Origin of the sequence: Streptomyces sp. NPDC050508 (genome assembly GCF_040655155.1) — a bacterium.
In the GTDB taxonomy this organism is placed as follows: domain Bacteria; phylum Actinomycetota; class Actinomycetes; order Streptomycetales; family Streptomycetaceae; genus Streptomyces.
In genome coordinates this window covers 604858-630667 of record NZ_JBFAJJ010000003.1, presented here as the reverse complement: position 1 = coordinate 630667, position 25810 = coordinate 604858, and the positions used below count along the sequence as shown (strand labels likewise).

Genomic DNA, 25810 nt, shown 5'->3' with positions numbered 1-25810 from the left:
CCCTGCTTTTCCGTGTCCCCGTACCCCTGTACCCGCATCTCTGGAGCGCCCCCATGGCGACAGTCCCGACCGCCCTCGCCGGCCGCCACTTCCTCAAGGAGCTGGACTTCTCCGAGGAGGAGTTCCGCGGCCTGATCGAGCTGGCCGCCGAGCTGAAGGCCGCCAAGAAGGCCGGGGGCGAGACGCGGTATCTGCGGGGGAAGAACATCGCGCTGATCTTCGAGAAGACCTCGACGCGCACCCGCTGCGCGTTCGAGGTCGCCGCGGCCGATCAGGGCGCCTCGACGACCTACCTCGACCCGTCGGGCTCACAGATCGGGCACAAGGAGTCCGTGAAGGACACCGCGCGCGTGCTCGGCCGTATGTTCGACGGCATCGAGTACCGCGGGGACAGCCAGGCCGCCGTGGAAGAACTGGGCGCCTACGCCGGCGTCCCTGTATACAACGGGCTCACCGACGACTGGCACCCCACCCAGATGCTCGCCGACGTGCTCACCATGACCGAGCACAGCGACAGGCCGCTCAAGGAGATCGCCTTCGCCTACCTCGGCGACGCCCGCTTCAACATGGGCAACTCCTACCTGGTCACCGGCGCCCTGCTCGGCATGGACGTCCGGATCGTCGCCCCGAAGTCGTACTGGCCCGCCGAGGAGGTCGTCACCGCCGCCCGCGCGCTCGCCGAGCGGAGCGGTGCGCGCATCACGCTCACCGAGGGGGTCGAGGACGGTGTGGCGGGCGCCGACTTCGTCGTCACCGACGTGTGGGTCTCCATGGGCGAGCCCAAGCAGGTCTGGGACGAGCGGATCACGGCCCTCGCGCCGTACGCCGTGACCATGGACGTCCTGCGGGCCACCGGCAACCCGGACGTCAAGTTCCTGCACTGCCTGCCGGCCTTCCACGACCTCGGCACCAAGGTCGGCCGCGAGATATACGAGACCCACGGCCTCGACTCCCTGGAGGTCACGGACGAGGCCTTCGAGTCGGCCCACTCGGTCGTCTTCGACCAGGCGGAGAACCGACTGCACACGATCAAGGCCATTCTGGTGGCGACACTGGCCTGACCAGGCCTTCTTGTTCTACGGCGGCTATCCCGCAGGCCGCCACTGCGGCGGTACGACGGGCAGTCTGAACCACACCGCCTTGCCCGACTCGGTGGGGCGGTGGCCGCACGACGAGCTGAGGGCGCGGATCAGCAGCAGGCCGCGCCCGTGCTCCAGCCAGGGGTCGGGGTCCTCGTCGGCGGGCTTGGTCAGGGTCACGGGCGGCTCCGGGTCGGGGTCGTGCACCTCGACCTGGCAGCCGGTGGGCAGCAGCTCGACCACGAGCTCTATGGGAGCGTCACCGGCGGTGTGCTCCACCGCGTTCGCGACCAGCTCCGCCGTCAGCAGCTCCGCGGTGTCGCTGTCGGCCGCGTGCTTCACCTCGGACAGAGCCGTACGGACCAGTGCGCGGGCCACCGGCACGGCCGCGGCGGTGTGCGGCAGTGCGATGCGCCAGGAGGCGGAGGCGGAGGGGCGTTCTTGCAAGGCGGGTCCGTTCATGGAGCAGGCTGTCCTGCTTTCAACTATATGAATGGTACGGCGCCCTTTGTCAGAGTCTGTCGACGGGCTCCGCACGGGACCTTCGTCCCGGTACCGAGCGGCATACCCCGTTCAACGGTCCCCCTCGCACGACAGCTCCCGTTGTTACCGCGCTATTGACGACTCGTGACGGATGCGACGGCGACAGGTCATTTCGACATGGCACGAGAACGCCCTCGGGCCCCGTCCGAAACGGGGCCCGAGGGCGTTCTACGGGCGTTCTGCGGGCGAGGATCAGGCCAGGTCGGCCATCCCCGCGGTGAGCGTCGCGCCGTCCGCCGGGTCGATCACGAGAAACGCGCCCGTGCGGCGGGAGACCGCGTAGTCGTCGAGCGCGAGCGGCTCGGCCGTGCGCAGGGTGATCCGGCCCAGGTCGTTCGCGGTCAGCTCGGCCGCGCCGCCGAGGTCCCTGACGATCGCCTTGACCGTGCGGGTCGTGTGCCGCAGCAGCACCCGGTCACCGACCCGCAGCGGCCGGTCCGCCAGATGGCATACGGCGGCCCGGACGTCCTGCGTGAGCGCGGGCGCGTCGGCCCCGGCCGTGATCATGTCGCCGCGCGACACGTCCCGTTGGTCGGCGAGGCGCAGGCTGACCGACTGGGGCGCGTACGCAGCCTCGGCCTCGGTGCCGAGCACGGAGATGCCGGTGATCTCGGAGGTCTCACCGGAGGGGTGCACCGTCACACGGTCGCCGACCCGCAGCGAGCCGGACACCAACTGGCCCGCGTACCAACGGACTTCGCCGTCACGGATGACGTACTGCACCGGGAAACGGGCCGGGGCGTCGGACGGATTCGCGCCGACCGGGACGTCCTCCAGGAACTCCAACAGAGCCGGGCCCTCGTACCAGTCCATGTGCGCCGAACGGTCCACGACGTTGTCGCCGACGAGCGCCGACACCGGGATCGGCGTGAAAGAGGGCAGCCCCAACTCGGCCGCGTGGCCCGCGAATTCCTCGACGATCCGCTCGAACACCCGCTGCTCGTACCCGACGAGATCCATCTTGTTGACGGCCAGGACCACGTTGGGCACCCGCAGCAGCGCCGCTACGGCGGCATGCCTCAGGGTCTGTTCCACGACACCGTTGCGCGCGTCGACCAGGATGATCGCCAACTCGGCGGTGGAGGCACCCGTCACCATGTTGCGGGTGTACTGCACATGGCCCGGGGTGTCGGCGAGGATGAACCGCCTGCGCGGGGTGGCGAAGTAGCGGTACGCCACGTCGATGGTGATGCCCTGCTCGCGCTCGGCGCGCAGCCCGTCCGTGAGAAGGGCGAGGTCGGGAGCGTCCTGGCCGCGGTCGGCCGACACCCGCTCCACCGCCTCCAGTTGGTCGGTCAGCACCGACTCGGAGTCGTGCAACAACCGCCCGACCAGGGTGGACTTGCCGTCGTCGACCGAACCGGCCGTCGCGAACCGCAGCGTGTCGATGGTGATGGTGCTCATGGTTAGAAGTACCCCTCGCGCTTGCGGTCTTCCATCGCGGCCTCGGACATTTTGTCGTCGGCACGCGTCGCGCCCCGCTCGGTGACCCGGGAGGCGGCGATCTCGGTGATGACCTGCTCCAGCGTTGCGGCGTCGGAGTCGACGGCGCCGGTGCAGGACATGTCGCCCACGGTCCGGTACCGCACCTGGCGCTTCTCGACGGTCTCCTCCGCCTTCGGGCCGCCCCACTCACCGGCGGTCAGCCACATGCCGCCGCGGTTGAAGACCTCGCGGTAGTGGGCGAAGTAGATCTGCGGGAGTTCGATGCCTTCGCGGGCGATGTACTGCCAGACGTCCAGCTCGGTCCAGTTGGACAGCGGGAACACCCGGACGTGCTCACCGGGCGCGTGGCGACCGTTGTACAGATTCCACAGCTCGGGCCGCTGCCGCCGCGGGTCCCACTGCGAGAACTCGTCCCGCAACGAGAACACCCGCTCCTTCGCCCGCGCTTTTTCCTCGTCTCGCCGTCCGCCACCGAACACGGCGTCAAAGCGCTCGGACTGGATCTTCTCCGTCAACGGCAAGGTCTGCAGCGGATTCCGCGTCCCGTCAGGACGTTCGCGCAGCACACCACGATCGATGTAGTCCTGTACGGAGGCCACATGGAGCCGCAGCCCATGTGCGGCGACCGTACGGTCCCGGTACTCAAGCACCTCGGGGAAGTTGTGTCCCGTGTCCACATGCAGCAGCGTGAAGGGCACCGGCGCCGGCGCGAACGCCTTCAGCGCGAGGTGCAGCATGACGATGGAGTCCTTGCCGCCCGAGAACAGAATCACCGGCCGCTCGAACTCACCCGCCACCTCACGGAAGATGTGCACCGCCTCGGACTCAAGGGCATCGAGGTGGGAGAGCGTGAAGGCTTCTGTGGTCGGCACCGCGCTCACACCAACCCCCGCTCGGACAGCACCGCGTACACCGCGTCCGCGGATTCCTGCGGGCTCTGCAGCTGCGTCGGCAGCGTGAGCGCCGGGTCCGTGGGCGGTTCGTACGGGTCGTCGACGCCGGTCAGGCCGGTGAGGTGACCCGCGGCCTGGCGGGCGTAGAGGCCCTTCACGTCGCGCTCGCTGCACACCTCGACCGGGGTCGCGACATGCACCTCGATGTACGGCGTCCCGCTCGCCTCGTGCCGCTTGCGGACGGCCTCGCGGCTGTCGGCGTACGGCGCGATGACCGGGACGACGGAGAGCACGCCGTTGCGGGCGAGCACCTCGGAGACGAGGCCGATGCGCTGCACGTTGGTGTTGCGGTCCTCTCGGGAGAAACCGAGGCCGGCCGAGAGGAAGCGGCGCACCTCGTCGCCGTCGAGCACCTCCACGCGATGTCCCTCGGCCTTCAGACGCTCCCCGAGATGCTGGGCGATCGTCGTCTTACCCGCACTCGGCAGTCCGGTGAGCCAGACGGTGGCTCCCTGAGCCCTTGCCGTGGTGGTCATGCGCAACAGTCCTCTTTCTTACCCGACGAGCGACGTCGTCGAAGGTTAGGTAAGAACTCTGAGAGGACCTGCTAAAGAACCTGAGGTTTAGCTGAGTGACCGGTGGTGCGCAAGAGGCCACGGTGGTTCGTCATGAACTGTTCATGACGCCCGCGAACGCCGCCCCCGCGTCCCGCAGCCGCCCGTGCAGCGCCCGGAACACCTCCGCCGAGCGGGCGCCCGGCCAGTCCCGGGGGAGCAGGCTCGCCGGCAGTCCGGGGTCGGCGTAGGGGAGGTGGCGCCAGGAGTCCAGGGCGAGGAGGTAGTCGCGGTAGGCGTCCTCGGGCGGGGTGTCCGCGCGCTGCTCCCAGTCGTGCAGCACGGGCGCATGGCGGTCGAGGAACGCCTCGTGCTCCTTGGCGATCGCCGTCAGGTCCCACCAGCGGGCCACGGCTTCCGCGGTCGCGGCGAAACCCAGGTGCTCGCCGCGGAAGAAGTCCACGTACGGGTCGAGCCGCAGCCGCTGGAGGATGTGCCGGGTCTCCTCGTACAGGCGGGCGGGCGCGATCCACACGCCCGGGGCGGCGGTGCCGAAGCCGAGGCCGGACAGCCGGGAGCGCAGGACGTGCCGCTTCTGCCGCTCCGACTCGGGTACGGAGAACACCGCGAGCACCCAGCCCTCGTCGTCCTGGGGCGTGGTCGCGTAGATGCGTCGGTCGCCGTCGTCGAGCAACTGCCGAGCCTCGGGCGAGAGTTCGTAGCCCGCGGCGCCCTGTGCCGTACGGGCGGGCAGGAGCAGCCCGCGCCGTTTGAGACGGGACACCGACGAACGCACCGAGGGCGCGTCGACGCCGGCGGCGGCCAGGAGCCGGATCAGTTCCGCGACCGGAACCGGGCCGGGCACGAAGCGGCCGTACGCGCCGTAGAGCGTGACGATGAGAGACCGTGGAGCATGCTGGTCGGACACGTTGATCATCTTAGGCCGACGGCATCACTGCTGGTCACCTCGGCTGCGCAAGCTGAACCTCTACGGTCCGCGGGTCGCGGCGAGGGAGGGGATGTCGTGGGCCGGGCCCGGCGCTCACGCCGTGGCGCGAGGGGCGGGAACGGTCAGGCGGCGACGGCGAGTTGGTCCGCCGGTACCCGGTGCGGGGCGACGATCCGGCCGTCGGGCAGCAGGGCGCCCGTGTCGTCGAAGACGATCGCGCCGTCGCACAGCAGCGTCCAGCCCTGCTCGGGGTGGGCGGAGACGACATGCGCGGCGTGGGTGTCGGTCACGGGGCACGAGGACTGGTGGGAACACATGGCGTACCTCCACGTCGGATGCGATCCGTTCCGGCGGCTCCTTCGCCGCCCCGCATCGCATATACAGACCATCCTCCCGCCGCGAACTCATCGGAACAGGCTGCTGTGAAGCGTGACAACACGCGGACAACACTCGGACGGTTCCACGACGCTCGGTGCGGACTCGCCACCGAAGGAGTGACGATCACGGGAGTCGGGGCGCTCGCCCGGTACCAGTGGAGGCCTCAGACTCCAGGAGGTATTCCCATGTCCCTGCGTTCCGTCCTCGGTACGGCGGCCGGTGCCACGCTGCTCCTGCTGGCCGCCGCCCCCGCCGCGACCGCGACCGTCGACCCGTACGAGACGGTGACGGTCGACCCCACGGGCCGTATCGCCCCGGACGGCACCGTCACCCTCTCCGGCACCTACCGCTGTCTCGGCAACTCGGGCGCCACCTTCGTCAGTTCATCCGTTTCCCAGAACGACCCCTCGGTCCGGCACGGCATCGGCGGCACCCGGGCGGTCTGCGACGGCGTCGAGCACAGCTGGGAGAACTCGGGCAAGCCCTCGTCCGACGCGCTCACGCCCGGCGCGGCCCAGGTCGAGGCCACCGTGATGGAACTGTCCTCCGGGGGCGGCCTGCCCCTGCCGCGCTTCCACGCGGTACAGCGGCAGGACATCACCCTCACCAAGAGCTGAGCCACGTGGCTGTGGCCCGCCCCCAAGTGGGGGCGGGCCACAGGCGGTTCGGGACCGTCAGTGCTGGGTGTTGCTGGCCCAGATCGGGGTCGAACCGGAGTAGATCACCAGGTTGCCGTCGCCCTGGAGCCGGAGGATGGCGCCGTTGTGGCCCTCGGTCTGGCTGGCCCAGACGGCCTGGTTGCTTGAGGTGTAGACGACGAGGTTGCCGTCCGCCTGGAACACCGCGTGGAAGTTCGAGCCGAAGGTGTTCGTGGCCCAACGAGCCTTGTTGTTCTCGTCGTAGAGGACGAAGTTGCCGTCGGACTGCATGCGCAGCCGGGCCTTCTTCGCGTTGAGGGACTGGCCGGAGTTCAGCACCCGGGTGGCCGTGACGAGGATGTCCGACGGATACGTCGACTTGGTCGTCGTGGTCGACTTCGACCCGGACTTGGTCGTGGTCTTCTTCGGCTTCGGAGTCGCGACCGGCTTCGTCGTCTTCTTGATCGTCGTCGGCTCGCTCACCGGCTGCCCCACGGTCGACTTGGCCGGAGCGGTGTGGTGCGGGGTGGCCTTCGACGTGGTGTGCGGCGCGGGAGCGGAAGGGCTGTCCGACGCGTATGCCCCGGCGCCCTGTGTCGGGGCGCCGTCGCCGAGAATGGTGCCCGCCTGGTCGGCCACGACACGGTCGTGGCTCTCCGGCGTCCGGTCCCGGCTCATCAGCAGCCCCGGTACGGCGATCAGCAGCGCGCCGAGCACCGCCGCGCCGGCCAGCAGCGGGCGGCCCGGGCGGCCGACGGAAGCCGCCGCCGTGGCTCCGGGGGTGGGTCCGTCCCCCTCGGGGACGCTCGCGGCCAGCACCCCGGCGGGAGCCTCGGCCTCGGCGGCCTCCTGCCGTGCGGGTCGGGCGGAAGCGGGGTCCGCGCCGGCCGGCCCTGCGGGTTCCTCCGGCGTACGGCCACCGGCGAGCGCTTCGGCCTCCGCAGCCGAGACCGCGGTCGCAGCCGCGGGACGACTCAGCTCCGCCGCGACGGACTCGGCCGAGAGTTCCGCCGCGACGGACTCCGCGGAGACGGTCCCGGGCGAACTGGCGGCCCCTGAACGGGACTTGGGTGCCTCGCCCGCCGCGCCGGCCGCTCTGCTCGCCGTGGTGGCGGTCTCCTCGGCGGACGCCGCCGCCGATCCGGGTGTCGTCGCCGATGCGGGTGTCGTCGGGTTCGCCGCCGTCGCTTCCCCTGCCGGGGCACCCGTCACAGAGTTCTCTGCCGCCGTGTTCCGCGCGGCCGGTCCGGTCCGGTCTGTCATCCGCCCTGTCCGCCTCAATCGCCCAACAGTTCGTCATACGTCTGTACGCGCAATCCTATTCACGTCTCTTCACGCGCATACGCCAACGGCGGTTCCTTTCACCGGAGTTAACAATCGTCACGCACAAGCTCCGGTGCTGGTACGGGTGTTGCGCAACAGCCCATAATTCGTCGTACGGCACTGTTGTGCCGCACCGCGCGCCCCCTCTCCGTACGTTCCGCGGACCGGACCGGAGTGGGAACGCGCGTGCGGGGACGGCATGATGGGGTTGCCGCAACCGACAGGTGCCGACACGAGGAGGTCAGCTGAGTGCGCCAGGTACTGACGGTCTGTCCGGAGGGCACCGGGGACGCCCGGACGATCGGAGAGGCCCTGGCCAGGGCGCGCGGAGGCGCGGTGCTGAGTGTGCGCCCGGGGACGTACGAGGAGAATCTCGTCGTCACCACCCGGGTCACCATCGTCGCCGAACAGGCGCGCGGCACCGTCCGGTTGGCGCCGCGCAAGGGCACCGTGATCTCGCTGCGCGTGGACGCGGTGATGCTGACCGACCTGGTGGTGCAGGGCCAGGACGAGGAACAGCCGGCCGTGGACGCCTCGCACGGGCAGGTCGCGATGCAGGGCTGCGATCTGTCCGGCGCCTCGTGGACGACCGTACTGGCGCGCAACTCCGGCTCGTTGGCGATGCGTGAGTGCCGGGTCTCCAACCGCACCGGCGCCGGTGTCGTGGTCACCTCGCCGACGGAGAGCTCGCTGGAGTCCTGCACTCTCGAACACTTCGGCACCAGCGGGGTGGTGATCGGCGAGCGCGGCCGGGCCACCCTGCGCGGCTGCACCGTGCGGGACGCGCGCGGCAACGGTGTGCTCGCCAACGGCGACGCCCAGGGCTCCGTCGAGGACTGCGACCTCGCCTCAACGGACAAGCCGTCGCTGGCACTTGAGGAACGCAGCGCGATACGGGTGCTTCGGACCGTGGTCCGCGACACCTCGATCGGTGTGCACGTGACCAGCGCCGCCCGCTGCGAGCTGGAGGAGGTGCGGGTCACCGGCAGCAGCGGGCCCGGCATCATCGTCTCGCACGGCAGCGACCCGGTGCTGGTCCGCTGCCGCACCGCCCGCACCACGGGCAACGGCCTGCTGGTGACGGACCGTTCACGCGGCACGTACGAGGACTGCTGGCTGACCGGCGCCCAGATGGCGGCGCTGCGGGTGGCCGGGGCCTCCTCGCCCACGCTGACCTCGCTGACCGTCCGGGACGGCGAGTCGGACGGCGTACTCCTCGAAGAGGACTCGGCGGCCGAGTTGGAGCGTGTGGAGGTCATCGACGTCAAGGGCGCCGGTGTGGTGATCCGCGGCAACGCCAACCCGCTGGTGCGGCGCGCCCGGATCACCGGCGCGGGCGGCTGTGGTGTGTCGGTGCGCGACGGCGGTCGCGGCCGGGTGGAGGACTGCACGGTGGAGACGCCGGGCGGCGCGGGCGCGGAGGTCGCGGCGGGCGGCAACGTCTATCTCGCGGGATTCCGGGTCAACAACCCCGGCGGTGCCGGTCTGGAGATCGGCGGCGAGGGCACGGCGGCGATCCGCGACGGCGAGCTGGTCTCGGCCGGCGGCTGCGGTGTACTCGTGGACACCGGCGGCGAGTTGACGGCGAACCGGGTACGGACCGCCGCTTCCGCCGAGCACGGCTTCCTGGTCCGCGACGGCGGCCGGGCCTCCCTGAACGGCTGCGAGGCCGCGGGCAACGACCGCGACGGCATCCGCGTCGAGTCGGAGGCGCCGGTCTCGGTCGTGGGCTGCACGGTCCGCGACAACCGCGGCGGCGGCCTCGTGCAGGCCAAGGCGGGCGGCCGGCTCGCGGTGGAGAACCTCACCAGCACCGGCAACGAGTCCCGCGACGCCTGGGGCTTCGGCGAGGCCGAGGGCACCGACCCGGCGGGCACCGTGTCCGCCTCCGAGGGCCCCGGCCGGCCCGACGGACCGATGGCCGCGCTGGAGAGCCTCATCGGCCTCGACAACGTCAAGGAACAGGTCCGCACCCTCGTCAACCTCACCCAGCTGGCCGCGCGCCGCGCCCAACTCGGCATGTCCGCACCGCCGATGGGCCGCCACCTCGTCTTCGCAGGCCCGCCCGGCACCGGCAAGACCACCGTCGCCCGCCTCTACGGCACGATCCTCGCCGAGCTGGGCGCCCTGCGCTCCGGACACCTCGTCGAGGTCTCCCGCGCCGACCTCGTCGCCCAGGTCATCGGCGGTACGGCCATCAAGACCACCGAGGCCTTCGAACGGGCCCTGGGCGGCGTCCTGTTCGTCGACGAGGCGTACACGCTCACCACCGACTCCCGTGGTTCCGGGGCCGACTTCGGCCGCGAGGCGGTCGACACCCTGCTCAAGCTGATGGAGGACCACCGCGACGACGTGGTGGTCGTGGCGGCGGGCTACTCCGACGAGATGCGCAGCTTCCTCGGCTCCAACCCCGGTCTGGCGTCCCGTTTCTCACGCACCGTCGAGTTCGAGAACTACTCGGTGCCGGAGCTGGTCGAGATCATGGAGAGCATGTGCGTACGGCACCAGTACGCACTCGCCGACGAGACACGACACGCACTCGCGGTGCACTTCGAACGCCTGCCGAAGGACGCCGGGTTCGGCAACGGCCGTGCCGCACGGCAGGTGTTCGAGGAGATGGTGGACCGGCAGGCCGTACGGCTGTCCGCGCTCACCGATGTCACCGAGCAGGACCTCTCCCTGCTGCTGCCGCAGGACATCAGCGAGGAGGCGGCACGCACCGCCGCCGACGGCCCGAACGCCGCCGACCCCGGCGACGACGCGCTCAGCAGGCTGGACGCGCTGGTCGGACTGCACGCGGTGAAGCGGGACGTCACCGACCTCGTCAACCTCGTCTCGACGGCCAAGCAGCGCGAGGCTGCCGGACTCCCGGTGCCCCGCCTCAGCCACCACCTCGTCTTCACCGGCCCGCCCGGCACCGGCAAGACCACCGTGGCCCGCCTCTACGGCGAACTCCTCGCCTCCCTCGGAGTGTTGCCGCGCGGCCAACTCGTCGAGGTGTCCCGCGCCGACCTCGTGGGCCGATACGTGGGCCACACCGCGCAGTTGACCCGCGAGGTCTTCGAACGGGCCCTGGGCGGTGTGCTGTTCGTCGACGAGGCGTACACCCTCACCCCGCGTGAGGCGTCCGGCTCCGACTTCGGCCGGGAGGCCGTGGACACCCTGCTGAAGCTGATGGAGGACCACCGCGACAAGGTGGTCGTCATCGTCGCCGGGTACACCCAGGAGATGGAGACCTTCCTGGCCTCCAACCCGGGCCTGTCCTCCCGGTTCTCGCGGCGGGTCGAGTTCGCCGACTACTCCTCCGACGAACTGGTCACCATCGTCCGCGAGCACGCCGTACAACTCGGCTACGAGTGCGCGGCCGGACTGGGACCGGTCCTCCGGCAGTACTTCGACGGGCTGCCCCGCGACCGGTCGTTCGGCAACGCGCGCACGGCCCGCCAGATCCTGGAGCGGATGATGACCCGACAGGCGGGCCGGCTCAGCAGACTGGCCGTGCCCAGCCTCGACGACCTGCGCCTGCTCCTCCCGGAGGACCTCGCCGACCCGACGGCCACCTCTCCCACCTCCAGCGGGGCGGCCCGGGCATGACGACGACACACGGCAAGGCCTTCGCCACCGGTCTGGCACTGCTGCTCACGGCCGCCGCGAGCGCCGTCGGCGTCGGATCCGCGGCTGCGGCCGGAGGCACGGTCCAACTCCCCGTGCTGGCATCCAAGTTGGCCGCCGACGCGGCCTGTGCGACGGGCTCGGACCGGCGCGCCACCGACGTGCCCTGGGAACAGGTCTCGCTCCAGCTCAGCCGGACCTGGCCGTTCGCGTCGGGCACCGGGGTGACCGTCGGCGTGGTCGACACCGGGGTCTCGTCCTCCGCCCCCGCGCTGAAGGGGCGGGTGACGGCGGTCGGCGACGCCGGGACCGACTGCGTGGGACACGGCACCTTCGTGGCCGGGCTGGTCGGCGCGGCCGTAGCGGACGGTGTGCGGTTCGCGGGGGTGGCGCAGCAGGCGCGGATCCTCGCGGTGCGGGGCAGCGACGCGCGCGGGGCGGTCACGGCGGCCAAGGTCGCGGAGGGCATCCGGGCCGCTGTGGACGGCGGTGCCGAGGTGGTGACGGTGTCGGCAGCTCTTGCCGGTGACTCCGCCGCGCTGCGGTCGGCGGTCGCGCTGGCCGTGAAGAAGGACGTCCTGGTGGTCGCGGCGGCCGTACCGGACACACCGGCGACGGCGACCTCGGCGACGGACGTTCCGCCCGCCCGCGACTACTACCCGGCCGCCGACGACGGTGTGCTCTCCGTCCTCGACGTCGACGTCTCGGGCAAGCGGCCGACCGGCGCGTACACGACTTCCAGTGCCGCAATTGCCGCCCCCGGGGACGGAGTTGTCGGTATCGGCCCGAAGAAGGCCGGCCACTACATCGGCTCGGGCGCGTCTCTGGCCGCCGGTTTCGTGGCGGGGGCGGCGGCGCTGGTGCGCTCCGTCCACCCGGAGCTGACGGCCACGCAGACCGCGACCCTGCTCCGCACCTCCGCCTACCCGGCCGACGTGCCCCGCCTCGACCCGTACGCGGCGGTCACCTCGATCCTGACCGGCACCGCCGCCGCACCGTCCCGAGGCGACGCCGCCTCCCCGGTCCACCTCCCGGCAGACAAGGCGGCCGGGCCCCTCCGCCGCGCTCTGTGGCCCGCGGCGGCGGGCCTCGCCGTGGTCATCGCGGTGGTGTGGCTGGGCCTGATCCTGCCCCGGGGGCGCCGCTTGGGCTGGCGCCCGTCCGCCCGGCCGGAAAGTACAGGGAACACGGTCGTCGCGGATCCGGCGGATCCGGCGGTCCCGGCGGGCGTGGGCACGCCCCTGGAAGGCTGACGGCCTTCGGCGGTGCCGGGCCGGTCACTGGGCACCTGCGGGCCGGTGGGGGCTGGTCGCGCCCACGCGGCGGAGCCGCACATCGGCACAGCCCCGCGCCCCTGGTCGGCTGCCGCCGTCCTGAGGCGGCAGCGCCTCTCGGACACCGCGCGGCATGCCCGTACGCGGCCCGTGCCCGGTGGTGTCCGGCCGACTGTCGATCCCCCGATCGCCGCGAGCACAGCGGCGCGCTCGGCCTCAGCCGTCGTGCACGCTGAACGGAACGGCCCCGGGCGACCAACAGTCGCCCGGGGCCGTTCCGTTCGTCGTCGGCGCTTACTCCTCCGCTCCCGCCGCCAGGGCCGTCTGGATGAGGGACGGCTTGCGGCGGACGATGTGGAGGGCCCGGCCCGGGGGCAGGACCCGGGGCTTCACGTTGCCGAAGACGTAGCCCTCCGACGGGGAGCAGGACATCAGGATGCCCGGAGTGTTGACCTCGTCCAAGCGGCGGAGGAGCTGGTCGTTCAGGCCGCGGCCGGCGCCCGTGGCGGAGCGGGCTACGACCACGTGGAGGCCCAACTCGTGGCCCAGGGCGAGGTGTTCGAAGAGCGGGGCGAAGGGGTGGTCCATGACCGTGCCGCCGCCGACCATGTCGTAGTCGTCGACGAGGACGAACAGGCGCGGGCCCGTCCACCAGTCGGCCTGCCGCATGCGGGCCGGGGTGATCTCCTGGCCGGGGACGCGGGTGCGGAGGGCCTTTGCCGAGCCGCCTACCAGTTGTTTGAGGGCTTCCAGGGCGACCGCGTGGCCGAGGCGGTACTCCTCGGGGACGGCGTCGACCAGGCCGCGGCGGTAGTCGACGACCAGGATGCGGGCCTCGGCCGGGGTGTAGCGGGCGATGACGGAGTCCGCGACCAGTCGGAGGAGGTTCGTCTTGCCGCTCTCCGTGTCGCCCACGGCGACCAGGTGCGGGGTGCGGGAGAAGTCGTGCCAGACGGTGCCGAGGGTCTCCTCGTCCTGGCCGAGTGCCAGCTTGAGGCTGACGCCGTCGCCGAGTTCGGGCTCGGGGAGGTCCGCCGCGGGCAGCCGGTGCGGGAGCATCCGGACCTGGGGAGCGCGCGGGCCGTGCCAGGCGGTGGCGATCCGGTCCACCAGGTCCGCGACGCCCTCGCTGAGCGTCTCCGGGTCGGTGGAGCCGTCGCCGCGGGGCAGCGCCGAGAGGAAGTGGAGTTTCGTCTCGACGGTCAGGCCGCGGCCCGGGATCTGCGGCACCGCGCTCGCCTTGCGGATGTCCACGACGGAGTCCATCGTGTCGCCGAGCCGGAGTTCGAGCCGGGTCGCGGACTGGTCGCGGACCGGGGCGGTGAGTTCCAGCCAGCGGGCGGTCGCGACGATCAGGTGGATGCCGTAGTTGAGGCCGCTGGTGGCGATCTGGTTGAACGTGGGGATGTACTGGTCGAAGTTCTGGCGGACCGCCGACCAGCCGTCGATCACCAGGAAGATGTCGCCGTGCGGTTCGTCGGGGAACTCCCCGGCCGCGCGGCGGCGCCGGTAGGTGGACATCGAGTCGATGCCGTTGTCGAGGAAGAACTGCTCGCGCTGGGTGAGGACGGCGGTGACCTCGGCGACCGTACGGCTGATCCGCTCGGTGTCGAGGCGGGCCGCGACCCCGCCGACGTGCGGCAGGCCGGTGAGCTGGGAGAGCGTGCCGCCGCCGAAGTCGAGGCAGTAGAACTGGACTTCGCGCGGGGTGTGGGTGAGCGCGAGCGCCATCACGAGGCTGCGCAGGACGGTGGACTTGCCGCTCTGCGAACCACCCGCGACGGCGACATGGCCGCCCGCCCCGGCGAGATCCACCACGAGCGGGTCACGGCGCTGGTCGAACGGCTTGTCGACCAGGCCGACCGGAACCCGCAGCTTCCCGGCGCCCGTCCAGCGGGACGCGGTCAGACCGCGGTCCGGGTCCTCGGCGAGACCGCCGAGCAGCACGTCCAGCGGGGACGCGGTGTCCAGCGGCGGCAGCCACACCCGGTGCGCGGGCGGCCCGGAGTCACGCAGCCGGTCCAGCGCCACCGCCAGCAGGCTCTCGGCGCTCTCCTCCGCCTCGGGCTCCGGCACGATCGCGGCCGGTGCGGGAGCGCGCGGCACGATGTACCCGGTCGACCAGGGCACCACCTGGGTGGCGACCCGGGCCTGCGCGACGGCACCCCCGCGCCTGCGGTAGGGGCCGGAGACGTAGGCGGCGCGGAACCGGGTCAGGGCCTCGATGCCGCTCTTGAGGTAGCCGCTGCCGGGCTGGGAGGGGAGTTCGTACGCGTCCGGGACGCCGAGGACGCCCCGGGACTCCATCGCGGAGAAGGTGCGCAGACCGATCCGGTACGACAGGTGCGACTCCAACTGGTGCATCCTGCCCTCGTCCAGGCGCTGCGAGGCCAGCAGCAGATGCACGCCGAGGGACCGGCCGAGGCGGCCGATCATCACGAACAGCTCCATGAACTCCCGGTGCGAGGCGAGGAGTTCGCTGAACTCGTCGACGACGACGAACAGGCTGGGCAGCGGGGCGAGATCGGCGCCGCCGGCCCGCGCCTTCTCGTACTCCAGGGCCGAGGTGTAGTTGCCCGCGGACCGCAACAGCTCCTGGCGGCGGATGAGTTCACCGTGCAGCGCGTCCTGCATGCGCTCCACCAGGGCGGCTTCGTCGGCGAGGTTGGTGATGACGGCGGAGGTGTGCGGGAGTTCGTCCAGACCGAGGAAGGTCGCGCCGCCCTTGAAGTCCACGAGGACGAAGTTCAGGGTCTCGGAGGAGTTGGTGAGCGCCAGGCCGAGGACCAGGGTGCGCAGCAGCTCGGACTTGCCGGAACCGGTGGCGCCGATCAGCATGCCGTGCGGGCCCATGCCGCCCTGCGCGGACTCCTTGATGTCCAGCTCCACGGGCCGGCCGTCCGCACCGACCGCGACCGGGACGCGCAGCCGGCCGGAGCCGGTGTGCCGCCGCCACAGCGTGTCGGGGTCGAGCCGGTGCAGGTCGGCGATGCCGAGCAGCGTGGTCAACTCCGTGTCGTTCGACAGCGGTTCGACCGCGTCCGAGCTGAGACTCATCCGGTACGGCGCGATCAGCCGGGCCAGCGCCTCGGCGGCGACGGGACCGACCCGGTCGGGGCGGCCCAGGACGGTGGACTGTTCCTTGCGGCTGCGGTCGGTGCGGACCAGGGCGACCGCGTCCGGGGCGACGTCGAGACGCAGGGTGGTGCGGCCGGGCCGCCAGGTGAGGCTGTCGGAGAGGTCGACGACGACGGCGTTGCGGTAACCGGGCCCATCGAAGCGGTGGCCTGCCGGGATGCTCGCGCCGTCCACGATGACGACCACCAGCGGCTCGTCACGGCCGGGCACGGCGTCGGGATCGAACGCGGGCCGCTCGGAGAACTCGCTGCCGAGCTGGTCCTCCAGATCGGTGAACGCGGAGGCCACCATGCGCAACGGCCCGGCGCCGTCGGTCTCCTGAGGGTGCTGGTTGTGCGGCAGCCACTTCACCCACTCCCACTCGGCACGCACCTCGTCACCGACGCAGACCGCTATCCACAGCTCCTCCGGCGGGTGGAACAGGGCCAGTTGGGCCAGCGCGGCCCGGAGCATCCCGCGGGCGGAATCGTGGTCGCCGTGCACCAACACCCGTGACCAGGACCGCAGATACAGCGCGATGGGCTGGCCGGGAACGGTGCTGTAGGCGCGGATGAAACGGCGCAGAGCGTGCGCGCACAGCGGTTCCAGGTCCTCGACCGGCTTGCTGGAGACGGGAGTCAGACGCATCGCGAGCTGCTGGTCGCCGACCGCTATCCGCACCTCGCCGAAGTCCTCGTCCTTGACCCGGCGTTCCCACAGCCGCGTGGTGCGGACCATCGTGCGCAGCACCCGGGGCTCGGGATGCCGCCAGGCCAGGGCGAGCTGCTGCTCGACCACGGCACGCTGCACGGTACGGCGACTTTGCGCCAAGTAGCGCAGATAGTCGCGGCGTTCACCCCGCAGCCGCTGCTTGCGGTCGCCGGCCTTGCGCATGACCTGACCGACCATCATCGCGCCGACGGCCATCACCATCACGCCGAGCGCGATGTACATGAAGACGCCGCTGGACTGGCCGCCCGACCGCAGGAACATCATCATCATCGAGACGGACATCATCCCCATCGGCAGATACGTCCACACCGCGGACGTGTCCGGGACGGTCTCCATGAGGGTCGGCGGTTCCTGGAGGACCAACTCGCCGGCGGGCATGTCGGGTCCGCGACGGCGGGCCGGACGACGGAACAGGACCACGCTCAACGCTTGGGGCTCCTAACGGACTTCGCGCACCGCGGCGGTACGTGGGGGGCGTGCACCGGATCAGGCCACGGCACTGGCACGGCGGAGGACGCTGTCAACACCGTTGGTGGGGGCTCCCGTTGACACGAGTCGTAGGGAGTGTCAGTAGTGTGCACCCCGTCAACTCCGTACGTCCATGTCACCCCCCGCTTCACAGGCACCTCGTTCCCCCCACCTCGCACGCCGCGCCGCGTGCCCCCGTTTCGATGTTCAGGAGACGTGAGCCCCGGTATGACCGACACCTCCGTGACCGGCCTGTGCCATCTGACCGTGCGGGCCCCGGCCCGCACCATCGACCTCGCCGTGCCGTCCGACGTACCGGTCGCCGACCTGCTGCCCACCGTGCTGCGGTACGCGGGGGAGGAGGCGGAGGAGACCGGTCTCGAACACGACGGCTGGATACTCCAGCGCCTCGGCGGACGGCCGCTCGACGACGAGGCGACGCTCGCCTCGCTCGGGCTGACCGACGGCGAGGCGCTCCATCTCCGGCCGCGCACCGAGGCGTTGCCCGAGGTACGGCTCGACGACCTGGTCGACGGCATCGCCGCGGTCACCCGGGACCGGCTGCACGGCTGGAGCCCGGAGGCGGCCCGGCGCCTGCTGCGCGGCCTGCTCGCGGTCGCCGTGCTGGCCGGTCTTGTCCTGCTGGCCCTGCCGGGCGCCCCGGCGTCGCTGCGCGCGGCCACCGCCGTAGGAACAGGTCTGTTGCTGCTGGCCGGGGCCGCGTCGGCGAGCCGGGCGGTGGACGATCCCGCGACCGGTGTGGTCCTGGGCCTGCTGGCGTCCCCGGCGCTCGCGCTCGCGGGCTGGCTGGTGCCGGGCGGTGAGTTGAGCGGTCCGCAGGCCCACCAGGTGCTGGGGGCACGGCTGTTGGGGGCGGCGGCGGCCTGGGCGGGCGGTGCGGTACTGGCCCTCGCGGCCTCCGCGGCCCGCACCCCGCTGTTCCTGGCGTCGGCGCTGGTGGCGCTCGCGACAGCGGTGGGCGGCGTGTTGATGACGGTGTTCGACGTGCGCGTGGCAGCCGCGTCCGGTGTGGTCGCGGCGCTGACGGTCCTGCTGGGCGGTCTGGTGCCCGCGCTGTCCTTCAAGTTCGCGGGGATGCGGATGCCGGCGCTGCCGACCAACGCGCAACAGCTGCAGGAGGGCATCGACCCCTACCGGGGCAACGACGTCGCCGTACGCACCGAGTTGGCCGGTGAGTGGATGACCGCGCTCTACGGCGCGACGGGCGTGCTCTCGTCGGCCTGCCTGGTGGCCCTCGCCCACCGCCCGAACCTCCCGGCGCTGCTGTGCGCCCTGGTCCTGTCGCTGCTGCTGCTCCTGCACGGCCGCGGTCTGGTGAACACCGCGCAGCGGCTGGTGCTGGTGCTGCCCGGCGCGTGGGGCCTGCTGCTGCTGGCGTTCGGCTGGGGGCTGCGGCTGTCCGGTACCGAGCGGGCACTGCTGGTCGCGGGGCTGCTCGCGGTGGCGGCGACGCTCACGGTCGCGGTGTGGACCGTACCGGGACGGCGCATGGTCCCGTACTGGGGGCGCGCGGCGGAACTGCTGCACTCCCTGCTGGCGATCGCCCTCCTGCCGCTGACCCTGTGGCTGCTGGGCGTCTTCGGCACCCTTCGCGGCATCACGGGCTGACCGCCCGCGAGGGCCGAGCGAACCAGAACCCGAACGACCGAGCCAGGAGGAAAGCGTGCGGTCGAAGCGCGACCAGGTGCAAGCGCACACGTTCATGATGGGCCGCCTGACCTCGGGCATGCTGCTGGCCGACCCGGACGCACCGGAGAGCCCGCTGGGCCGTACCAGCCGCGGCGCGCTGGTCGGCCTGATCGTCGGCGTGCTCGTCTGCGGCGGCGCCCTGGTGTACGGGCTGATCAGGCCCGGCGGCAACGACGCCTGGCGCAGCGGCGACACCCTGATCGTCAACAAGGACACCGGCGCCCGCTACCTGTACGCCGACGGCAGGCTGCGCCCGGTGCGCAACTACGCGTCGGCCGTGCTGATCGGCGGCGCCGACCTGAAGACCACGTCGGTCGGCTCCAAGTCGCTCGCGGGCACCCCGGTCGGCAGGCCGGTCGGGATCACCGGCGCCCCCGACTCCGTGCCGGGCACCGGCGACCTGGAGACCTCGCCGTGGGAGGTCTGCTCGACCGGCTCCGGCAGCTCGACGACCCTCGTACCGGGCGCCCCCGTGGACACGGACCCGGTCGGCGCGACATCGGCGCTGGTGGTCAAGGGCCCTGACAAACACACCTACTTGGTGTGGCAGGGCAGCCGCCTGGAGTTGGACGAGCACTCGGGTGCCGCGGAGTCCCTCGGCTACGCGCCCGTGACGCCCCGCCCGGTGTCGGCGGCCTTCCTCGACGCCCTGGTGACCGGCCCGGACCTGGCCACCCCGAAGGTCGACGGGCGTGGCACGACCGGGCCCGAACTGGGCGGCCGGGCCACCCGGATGGGGCAGGTGTTCCGCGTGGTGGCGGGCTCCGGGAACCAGGAGTACCTCCTGCAGAAGGACGGCCTGCACCCGGTGACGGACACCCAGTCGGCACTGCTGCTCGGCGATCCGGACACCCGCAAGGAGGCCTACGACGGAGGCGCGCCGAACGTCGTCACGATCGACGTCTCCGACCTGCGGGCCCACCAGGCACCGGGGTCGGCCGGCACCGACCCGTCGGTCGCCGGGCTGCCGGACACTCCGCCGAGCGCGCTGGCCCTGGCGGCGGGGGAGTCGGTGTGCGCCCAGGTCGACCCGGCCGACGGGCAGGTGCGGGTGACCTCGGTACGGGTCGCGGAGACCGCGCTCTCCCCGGCGGCGCAGGCCGACCCGACGGCGCTGACCGCGGCCTGCGTGACGGTGGACCGGGTGGTCGCACGGCCCGGACACGGCACGCTGGTAAGGGCGTTGGGCGCGGCCGGCGAGACGGTCGGCGACACCACGTTCCTGGTCGGCGACGACGGCGTGAAGTACCGCATCCCGGACGCGGGCGCGCTCGCCGCCCTCGGCTACGGCGGGGCGACGCCGGTGAAGGTGCCGTCCACGCTGCTGTCGATGCTGCCGACCGGGCCCGAACTCAGCGCACGGGCCGCGGCGTCGGACTCCGGCTCGGTGGGCGGAGCCATGGGCGGCGCGGCGGCGCAGTGCGGCACGGGAGCCGGTGTCGGCGGCCGGTCCGGCATCGAGGCCGGTCTGCCCTCGGTCGCCGGGCGGGCCCCGGCGGGCGGTTCCCTCAACTCGGCCTCGGGCGCCGGGAACTGACGAATTCACGCCGATGGAGATCGTGTTCACGCCAAACTGGAATCACTCCAGAACCGTCGACCACGGAACCGCGTGTTCCGGTCAAGTTGCTTACCGGTAAAAGCCTTTGGACGGAAGCGGTTGGCAACCTCAGATCTTCCTCAGTTCGTTGTCCGCGCAACTTCCGTCAATCTAGGCTCAGTTGTACTCGTACCTCAGATCGACTTACGAAAGGTGGGACGATGGCTGGAGATGGCCAGCAGTCAAGCGAAGGTTCGACCCGGAACGGAATCCAGGCCCTGGAGAGCGCTTTCAGCGGCATCGTGAAGATCCGTCAGGACGTCGACAGCACCCGTTCCACCCTGGGCAGCGGCTACCAGGGCAGCGACGGCGGCCAGTACGGCCAGCTCCTCGCACAGTGGGACGGCCAGTGCAACGTCATCCTCAAGAACCTTGAGGACGTCATCGACCGGCTGAACCAGAGCCTCGTGGAACACAACAAGACCCAGGGTTCCTCGAACGACTCCATCAACCAGGCGTACAACGCGGCGCAGTCGGCCTTCGACCAGCTGGCCGGCTGACCGACCCCCGCGTCCCCGTGACCTCACGGTCACGTCCGATCCCCGCATCGTGTAAGAGAGGCAAGCTGTGGCAGACAACCTGACCGACGGTGTCATCTACGTCAGCTACAACCACATGTCGAACGCCGCGGACGACATGGTGGCGCAGACCAAGGCGATTGCACAGACGCTGTCCAACCTTGAGCAGGAACTCGGCGAGCTGTCCAAGACCTGGTACGGAAACGACGCCGACACCTACCGCCAGAAGCAGGCGGCCTGGGACGGCGCGGTGCAGAACATGGAGACGCTGCTCACCTCGCACTCGCAGCTCCTCAACGAGATCTCGAACAGCTACAAGTACAGCGAGAACTCGCTCAGCCAGATGTGGTCCGAGGTCACCATCGGCCGCTGAGCCGGCCGGCCCCCGCCGCACCGACCGGTCTCCTCGCGGTCGGTGCGGTCGTCCAGGCTCCTTCCCGTTCCGTCGCCGCGCCGTACGCCAGGGTCGGCGCGTTCCGCCCGCGGAGGCACCCATGGCAGACCTGACCCACCTCGACTCGACCGCGCTGAAGAACTTCAAGAACAACGACGTCGCCGACTTCATCAGCGATCTGCTGGCCATCCGCAAGGACAACGCGGGCGTCCGGTCCCTGAAGAACCTGATCGCGGAGACCGGTGCCGGCTCGGCCCAGGGCCTCGCCAAGATCCTCCGGATCGGTCTGATGAACGGCGGCGACAGCAGCGACCCGGTCGGCGGGTCCACGCTCGTCGAGGCCCTCAAGACGCAGGCGACCGCGCTGGACAAGATCCTCACGGACCAGAAGACGCTCTTCGACGACATCGACGGCGCGCTGGACGAGACGATCACCACCCTGCTGAAGACACAGGGCGACAGCCTCGACTCGATCGACGGCGAGAAGCTGCTGGACATCTTCGACACCGTCGACGGCGACATGGGCGGCAGCGACTCGAAGACCTGACGCGGCCGGTGCGCGGCCCGCCGGCTCCTGCCGAGCCCCGGGCCCCGCACCCCGGCCCCCCACTCAGTCCCCCTTCCTCCTCCGCAGCGGAGTCCGCCCCATGGCCGACAGCACCACAACCGGGACCGCCAACTACGACCCGGACGACTACTTCGCCCAGGCCGTCACCGACTTCACCGGCTACACGATCCCGGCCCGGTCGAGTCTGTTCGCCAAGCTCAGCAGTTCGAGCAACGACGACTTCTCCGACCTCAAGCTGTTCCGGATGGAGATCTCCGGCATGGACATGCGGGCGGTGACCGCGGCGGACTACTCGGCGATCGGCGGCTGGCACGTCAACTCGGGCGAGGACTACGACCTGGCCTTCTACGACGCCGGCGGGGACGGCGCCCACGACAGCGTCAGCATGAAGAAGGCCCGGATCGTGATGATCGGCGTCACCGTCGACGAGAACGGCCGCGCCACGCTCTGGAGCGGCGGCGAGGTCACCGGCGGCGGCGCCTTCGAGGGCTCGTACACGCACACCCAGTGGGACTCGGGGCCGATGGCCCAGTACATCTCGGGCAGCAAGCTGGTCCTCGACCACCTGCTGGCGGCGCCGTACAACACGCAGGGCTTCTCCTACAGCGGGTTGTCGGTCATCGACGCCAACGCCGTCGACATGATGTCCTTCGAGAACACCGGGCAGTCCTTCGACCGGGTGGTGCAGTTCTTCAAGGACCACTCGGACATCGTGAACCAGTGGATGACCTCGCTCGGCGACGACCAGGCGGCCTGGAAGGGCAAGGCGGCCAGCCTCTTCTGGCATCTCCTCGACGAGCTGAAGACCAACTACAACGGCTACGTCTCCCAGTTGGGCGGCAGCGACTACACGGCGACCAACAGCACCCTCGGCGGCTACGTCCCGAAGTCGAAGCTGAGCGACGCGCTCGCCGCCGCGCAACTGGCCCTGAAGGACGCGGTCACCGCGCTGCAGACCGCGTGGAACGACTGGGCGTCCGACGGCCAGCACGACCCGCACTACCACGTGAAGAAGATCCTCGACGAGATCAGTCAGTGGGTCATCAACAACAACATCAACCACGTGCTGTCGTCGACGCAGTCCACCTACAGCGAGTACGGAGGCGGCGACTACACCTCCTACTCCACCGACGCCGGGTTCAAGCAGAGCGTCCCCGACTACGGCGACCTCACCCAGCACACCACCTGGCAGAAGGTCGCCGACGCCGCCGTCAAGAGCTGGTCCGACCACGCGGACTCCAAGCTCAAGCAGCCGTCCATCGACGCGCTCAGCAATGTGAAGAACGCCTGGGCCGACGTACAGGACGCCTTCGACCAAGAGGTCAAGAACAAGAACAACGAGACGCTCTCCGAGGTCCTCCAGAAGGAGGACAACGAGATCGCCGAGGACGAGGCGAAAAAGAACAACGACAAGCTCAACGACAACCTGAACAACCTCGGGGACAACCTCAACAACCTCGACGACAACTTCAACAACCTCAACAACAACCTGAACGACAACCTCAACAACCTGGGTGACAACCTCAACAACCTGAACAACGGCCTGAACGACAACCTGAACAACATCGGCGACGGCCTCAACAACCTAGGCACGAACCTCAACACCAACCTGAACGATGGCCTCAACAACATTGGCGACGGCCTGAATTCGAGCCTGAACAACCTGAACGACGATCTCGGCAACAGCCTGAACAACGTCGGCAGCGGGCTCGACGACCTCAACAACCTCGGCAACGACAGCCTGCTGAACAACGACGGTACGAACGGCAACGACCTGGGCAACCTCGCCAACACCGCGCTGAACACCCTCGGCCCGTCGCTCCTGAACTCCGGCAACGACTCCACCAAGGACGGCTCGACCACGCTCAACTCCCCGACCGGGGGCAGCACCCAGCTCAACGGCGACGGCAGCCTCACCACGACGTTCCCGGACGGCTCCACCCAGACCATCGACCCGTCGACCGGCCTGGTCACCACCACGAACCCGGACGGCACCACCTCGGTCTCCCAGCTCAACCCGGGCAGCACGATCACCAACCCGGACGGCTCGACCACCACGCTCAACGACGACGGAACCCTCACCACCAAGTTCCCGGACGGCACGAGCCAGACCCTCAACCCGGACACCGGTCAGGTCACCACCACGAACCCGGACGGGACCGTCAGTACGTCGACGCTCAACCCGACCGACGGTTCCTTCACCACCCCGGACGGCTCGACGGCCCAGCTCAACGCCGACGGCTCGGTGACCACCCACTTCCCGGACGGCTCCACCGAGACCCTCAACCCGGACACCGGTCAGATCTCCGTCACCGACCCCTCGGGCAACGTCACCACGTCGCATCTCAACCCGGGTGACAGCTTCGCCAACCCGGACGGCTCGACCACCACGCTGAACGACAACGGCACCCTCACCACGAAGTTCCCGGACGGCTCCACGCAGACCCTCAACCCGGACACGGGCCAGCTCACCACCACCGACCCGTCGGGCCACACGACGACCACCGACATCGACGGCAGCGGCCTCCCCTCGTCCTCGATCGACACCAGCGGCCTCAACGGTAACGGCATCGACACGAGTGGGCTGAACAACGGCAGCAGCCTCGACACGAGCGGCCTGAACACGACCGGGCTCAACAGCGGCGGCCTCAGCAGCGGTGGTCTCAACACGTCCGGCGGCGGCCTGGATTCGGGCCTCGACGGCGGCTACGACGACTACGACAGCACCCCCTACACCGGCGGCGCGCTGCGCTCCGACGCCCTCGACACCGCCGCTCTCGACGCCTCCACCCCGGCACAGGCGTCGAGCGGCACCCCGCTCAACCCGATGGGGATGGGCGGCATGGGAGGCATGGGCGGCGGCATGGGCGGTGGCGGCGGCGGTGGACAGGGCGGCACCACAGAGCGCACCCGGGCCGTCCTCACCGACCCGTCCAACGGCGCCACTCGGCGCGGCCGGACCAACCGGGCGGCAAACGTGGACGAGGACGAGGACGTCGTGTACACCCGGCCGACCACGTCCAGCGCCCCGTACCCGGTGGGCGGGCCCGGCAGCAACGGCGCGGGCCAGGACGGCCGCTCCACGGAGAGCGGTGACCGCGCCCGCGAGGCGTGGCTCACCGAGGACGAGGACGTCTGGGGCACGGACGAGGGCGGTTCGCCGGCGGTGATCGGCCGATGAGCAGCGAGTCGATCGAGCAGCGGCTGGCCAAGGCGGTGGCCGAACTGGAGGCCACCGAGGCCGCGGTGGCGCGCGCCGAGGGCGAACTCGCCCACGCCGAGAGCACGGTGCGCTCGGCGGACCGCGCGGTCGAGGTGACCGTCTCCGCGCAGGGCGACCTGCGTGCGCTGACCTTCCTGGACGACAAGTACCGCACGATGCCCGCGGGTCAGCTCGCCGCGAGCGTGCTGGAGGCGGTGCAGGAGGCACGGGCGCGGATGGCCCGGCACGTCATGGCCACCTTCGAACCCTTCACCAAGGCCAACCCCGAGGCACCCGAGATCACCGGCTTCGACGTGGACTGGAACAAGATCTTCGGGCCCGGTGTCCTGGAGGGCCCCAAGGGCGGCCGACGGCGCGGGGCCGGCCGGCTCCGCGACGAGATCAGCGAAGACCCGGAGGACTGAGAAGACGATGTCGGAAAACGCCTACTCCGCCAGCCCGCCCGCGCTCATCGCCGGTACCCGGCAGATCGAGCAGATCAGCCGGCTGGCCAACGAGATGATCAGCGAGTTCATCACGGACGTGTCGTCCACCTCCCACTGGCCCGGACAGAACGACAGCTACGCCAAGCAGATGCTTCCGCAGGAGAAGCAGCAGCGGGAGGGATCGGTCACGACCGGCACCTCCCTGTCCGAGGCGATCGTCAGCGTCGGCGACGGCACCCTCACCAACCTGAAGAGCGTGCTGGGCACCCAGAACGGCGTACTCAGCGCCATCCACGGCTCCGACATCAACACGGGCGACACCGACGGTGGTTCGCACGGCGGAAAGCACTGACGCAGCGGATCGCCCCT

General features: G+C 70.8%; 20 protein-coding genes. 12 read left to right on the top strand and 8 right to left on the bottom strand.

Features of this window, described 5'->3' with window-relative positions; genetic code table 11:
- Window positions 1-53: 53 nt before the first annotated feature.
- Window positions 54-1061: an ornithine carbamoyltransferase gene (argF, locus tag AB0I69_RS12070; protein WP_363095485.1), complete on the top strand. Its 1008-nt coding sequence runs from the start codon at window positions 54-56 to the stop codon at window positions 1059-1061.
- A 24-nt stretch (window positions 1062-1085) separates the two neighbouring features.
- On the opposite strand, the gene AB0I69_RS12065 is transcribed toward argF, so the two are convergent.
- The 6 genes from AB0I69_RS12065 to AB0I69_RS12040 form a co-directional block, all read right to left on the bottom strand.
- Entirely contained in the window at window positions 1086-1541 is a 456-nt protein-coding gene (locus AB0I69_RS12065) for an ATP-binding protein (RefSeq protein ID WP_363095484.1), read from the bottom strand.
- A 273-nt stretch (window positions 1542-1814) separates the two neighbouring features.
- Window positions 1815-3026 carry a GTP-binding protein gene (locus tag AB0I69_RS12060; protein ID WP_363095483.1) on the bottom strand — a complete coding sequence of 404 codons (1212 nt, stop codon included), beginning with the start codon at window positions 3024-3026 and terminating at the stop codon, window positions 1815-1817.
- A gap of 2 nt (window positions 3027-3028) precedes the next feature.
- Complete coding sequence (gene cysD, locus AB0I69_RS12055; protein WP_363095482.1) at window positions 3029-3940, bottom strand: sulfate adenylyltransferase subunit CysD; 912 nt, start codon at window positions 3938-3940, stop codon at window positions 3029-3031.
- 5 nt (window positions 3941-3945) lie between these two features.
- Window positions 3946-4497: an adenylyl-sulfate kinase gene (cysC, locus tag AB0I69_RS12050; RefSeq protein WP_363095481.1), complete on the bottom strand. Its 552-nt coding sequence runs from the start codon at window positions 4495-4497 to the stop codon at window positions 3946-3948.
- A 130-nt stretch (window positions 4498-4627) separates the two neighbouring features.
- Window positions 4628-5452: a PaaX family transcriptional regulator C-terminal domain-containing protein gene (locus AB0I69_RS12045; RefSeq protein ID WP_363095480.1), complete on the bottom strand. Its 825-nt coding sequence runs from the start codon at window positions 5450-5452 to the stop codon at window positions 4628-4630.
- Window positions 5453-5586: 134 nt separating this feature from the next.
- Window positions 5587-5781 carry a DUF5999 family protein gene (locus AB0I69_RS12040; protein WP_363095479.1) on the bottom strand — a complete coding sequence of 65 codons (195 nt, stop codon included), beginning with the start codon at window positions 5779-5781 and terminating at the stop codon, window positions 5587-5589.
- A gap of 246 nt (window positions 5782-6027) precedes the next feature.
- Here AB0I69_RS12040 and AB0I69_RS12035 point away from each other — a divergent pair, with 246 nt between their 5' ends.
- A complete protein-coding gene (locus AB0I69_RS12035; RefSeq protein WP_363095478.1) occupies window positions 6028-6459 on the top strand; it encodes a DUF6299 family protein in 432 nt (143 codons plus the stop codon).
- Between the two features lie 57 nt (window positions 6460-6516).
- Here AB0I69_RS12035 and AB0I69_RS12030 read toward each other — a convergent pair whose 3' ends face one another.
- Entirely contained in the window at window positions 6517-7743 is a 1227-nt protein-coding gene (locus AB0I69_RS12030) for a hypothetical protein (RefSeq protein ID WP_363095477.1), read from the bottom strand.
- A 309-nt stretch (window positions 7744-8052) separates the two neighbouring features.
- Between AB0I69_RS12030 and AB0I69_RS12025 the strand changes: the two genes are divergently transcribed.
- Window positions 8053-11397, top strand: a complete 3345-nt coding sequence (locus AB0I69_RS12025) for a right-handed parallel beta-helix repeat-containing protein (RefSeq protein WP_363095476.1) — start codon at window positions 8053-8055, stop codon at window positions 11395-11397.
- Window positions 11394-12668, top strand: a complete 1275-nt coding sequence (locus tag AB0I69_RS12020; RefSeq protein WP_363095475.1) for a S8 family serine peptidase — start codon at window positions 11394-11396, stop codon at window positions 12666-12668. The genes AB0I69_RS12025 and AB0I69_RS12020 overlap by 4 nt, the downstream gene beginning before the upstream one ends.
- A 315-nt stretch (window positions 12669-12983) precedes the next feature.
- On the opposite strand, the gene eccCa is transcribed toward AB0I69_RS12020, so the two are convergent.
- A complete protein-coding gene (gene eccCa, locus AB0I69_RS12015; RefSeq protein WP_363095582.1) occupies window positions 12984-16916 on the bottom strand; it encodes a type VII secretion protein EccCa in 3933 nt (1310 codons plus the stop codon).
- Between the two features lie 318 nt (window positions 16917-17234).
- Between eccCa and eccD the strand changes: the two genes are divergently transcribed.
- The 8 genes from eccD to AB0I69_RS11975 all read left to right on the top strand — a co-directional run bounded on the left by eccD (window position 17235) and on the right by AB0I69_RS11975 (window position 25793).
- Window positions 17235-18635: a type VII secretion integral membrane protein EccD gene (gene eccD / locus AB0I69_RS12010; protein WP_363095474.1), complete on the top strand. Its 1401-nt coding sequence runs from the start codon at window positions 17235-17237 to the stop codon at window positions 18633-18635.
- Between the two features lie 55 nt (window positions 18636-18690).
- Window positions 18691-20253, top strand: coding sequence for a type VII secretion protein EccB (eccB, locus tag AB0I69_RS12005; protein WP_363095473.1), 1563 nt, complete (start codon window positions 18691-18693; stop codon window positions 20251-20253).
- A 221-nt stretch (window positions 20254-20474) separates the two neighbouring features.
- Window positions 20475-20813, top strand: a complete 339-nt coding sequence (locus tag AB0I69_RS12000; protein ID WP_033285066.1) for a hypothetical protein — start codon at window positions 20475-20477, stop codon at window positions 20811-20813.
- 67 nt (window positions 20814-20880) lie between these two features.
- On the top strand, window positions 20881-21204 hold the full coding sequence (locus tag AB0I69_RS11995) for a WXG100 family type VII secretion target (RefSeq protein ID WP_363095472.1): 324 nt from the start codon (window positions 20881-20883) through the stop codon (window positions 21202-21204).
- A 121-nt stretch (window positions 21205-21325) separates the two neighbouring features.
- Window positions 21326-21772, top strand: a complete 447-nt coding sequence (locus AB0I69_RS11990) for a type VII secretion system-associated protein (RefSeq protein WP_363095471.1) — start codon at window positions 21326-21328, stop codon at window positions 21770-21772.
- 100 nt (window positions 21773-21872) lie between these two features.
- On the top strand, window positions 21873-24974 hold the full coding sequence (locus AB0I69_RS11985; RefSeq protein WP_363095470.1) for an AAWKG family protein: 3102 nt from the start codon (window positions 21873-21875) through the stop codon (window positions 24972-24974).
- Window positions 24971-25420 carry a YbaB/EbfC family nucleoid-associated protein gene (locus tag AB0I69_RS11980; protein WP_043678273.1) on the top strand — a complete coding sequence of 150 codons (450 nt, stop codon included), beginning with the start codon at window positions 24971-24973 and terminating at the stop codon, window positions 25418-25420. The genes AB0I69_RS11985 and AB0I69_RS11980 overlap by 4 nt, the downstream gene beginning before the upstream one ends.
- Before the next feature lie 7 nt (window positions 25421-25427).
- Window positions 25428-25793, top strand: coding sequence for a hypothetical protein (locus tag AB0I69_RS11975; protein ID WP_363095469.1), 366 nt, complete (start codon window positions 25428-25430; stop codon window positions 25791-25793).
- The last annotated feature ends 17 nt before the right edge of the window (window positions 25794-25810 follow it).

Excerpts from the sequence above, each read along its gene's own strand:
- AB0I69_RS12060 (WP_363095483.1), bottom strand. The coding sequence starts at position 3,026 with ATGAGCACCATCACCATCGACACGCTGCGGTTCGCGACGGCCGGTTCG.
- AB0I69_RS12000 (WP_033285066.1), top strand. The coding sequence starts at position 20,475 with ATGGCTGGAGATGGCCAGCAGTCAAGCGAAGGTTCGACCCGGAACGGA.
- AB0I69_RS12040 (WP_363095479.1), bottom strand. The coding sequence starts at position 5,781 with ATGTGTTCCCACCAGTCCTCGTGCCCCGTGACCGACACCCACGCCGCG.
- AB0I69_RS11985 (WP_363095470.1), top strand. The coding sequence starts at position 21,873 with ATGGCCGACAGCACCACAACCGGGACCGCCAACTACGACCCGGACGAC.
- AB0I69_RS12030 (WP_363095477.1), bottom strand. The coding sequence starts at position 7,743 with ATGACAGACCGGACCGGACCGGCCGCGCGGAACACGGCGGCAGAGAAC.
- AB0I69_RS11990 (WP_363095471.1), top strand. The coding sequence starts at position 21,326 with ATGGCAGACCTGACCCACCTCGACTCGACCGCGCTGAAGAACTTCAAG.
- cysC (WP_363095481.1), bottom strand. The coding sequence starts at position 4,497 with ATGACCACCACGGCAAGGGCTCAGGGAGCCACCGTCTGGCTCACCGGA.
- AB0I69_RS12045 (WP_363095480.1), bottom strand. The coding sequence starts at position 5,452 with ATGATCAACGTGTCCGACCAGCATGCTCCACGGTCTCTCATCGTCACG.
- AB0I69_RS12020 (WP_363095475.1), top strand. The coding sequence starts at position 11,394 with ATGACGACGACACACGGCAAGGCCTTCGCCACCGGTCTGGCACTGCTG.
- AB0I69_RS12065 (WP_363095484.1), bottom strand. The coding sequence starts at position 1,541 with ATGAACGGACCCGCCTTGCAAGAACGCCCCTCCGCCTCCGCCTCCTGG.
- argF (WP_363095485.1), top strand. The coding sequence starts at position 54 with ATGGCGACAGTCCCGACCGCCCTCGCCGGCCGCCACTTCCTCAAGGAG.
- AB0I69_RS11975 (WP_363095469.1), top strand. The coding sequence starts at position 25,428 with ATGTCGGAAAACGCCTACTCCGCCAGCCCGCCCGCGCTCATCGCCGGT.
- AB0I69_RS12035 (WP_363095478.1), top strand. The coding sequence starts at position 6,028 with ATGTCCCTGCGTTCCGTCCTCGGTACGGCGGCCGGTGCCACGCTGCTC.
- eccCa (WP_363095582.1), bottom strand. The coding sequence starts at position 16,916 with ATGCCCGCCGGCGAGTTGGTCCTCCAGGAACCGCCGACCCTCATGGAG.
- AB0I69_RS11980 (WP_043678273.1), top strand. The coding sequence starts at position 24,971 with ATGAGCAGCGAGTCGATCGAGCAGCGGCTGGCCAAGGCGGTGGCCGAA.
- eccD (WP_363095474.1), top strand. The coding sequence starts at position 17,235 with ATGACCGACACCTCCGTGACCGGCCTGTGCCATCTGACCGTGCGGGCC.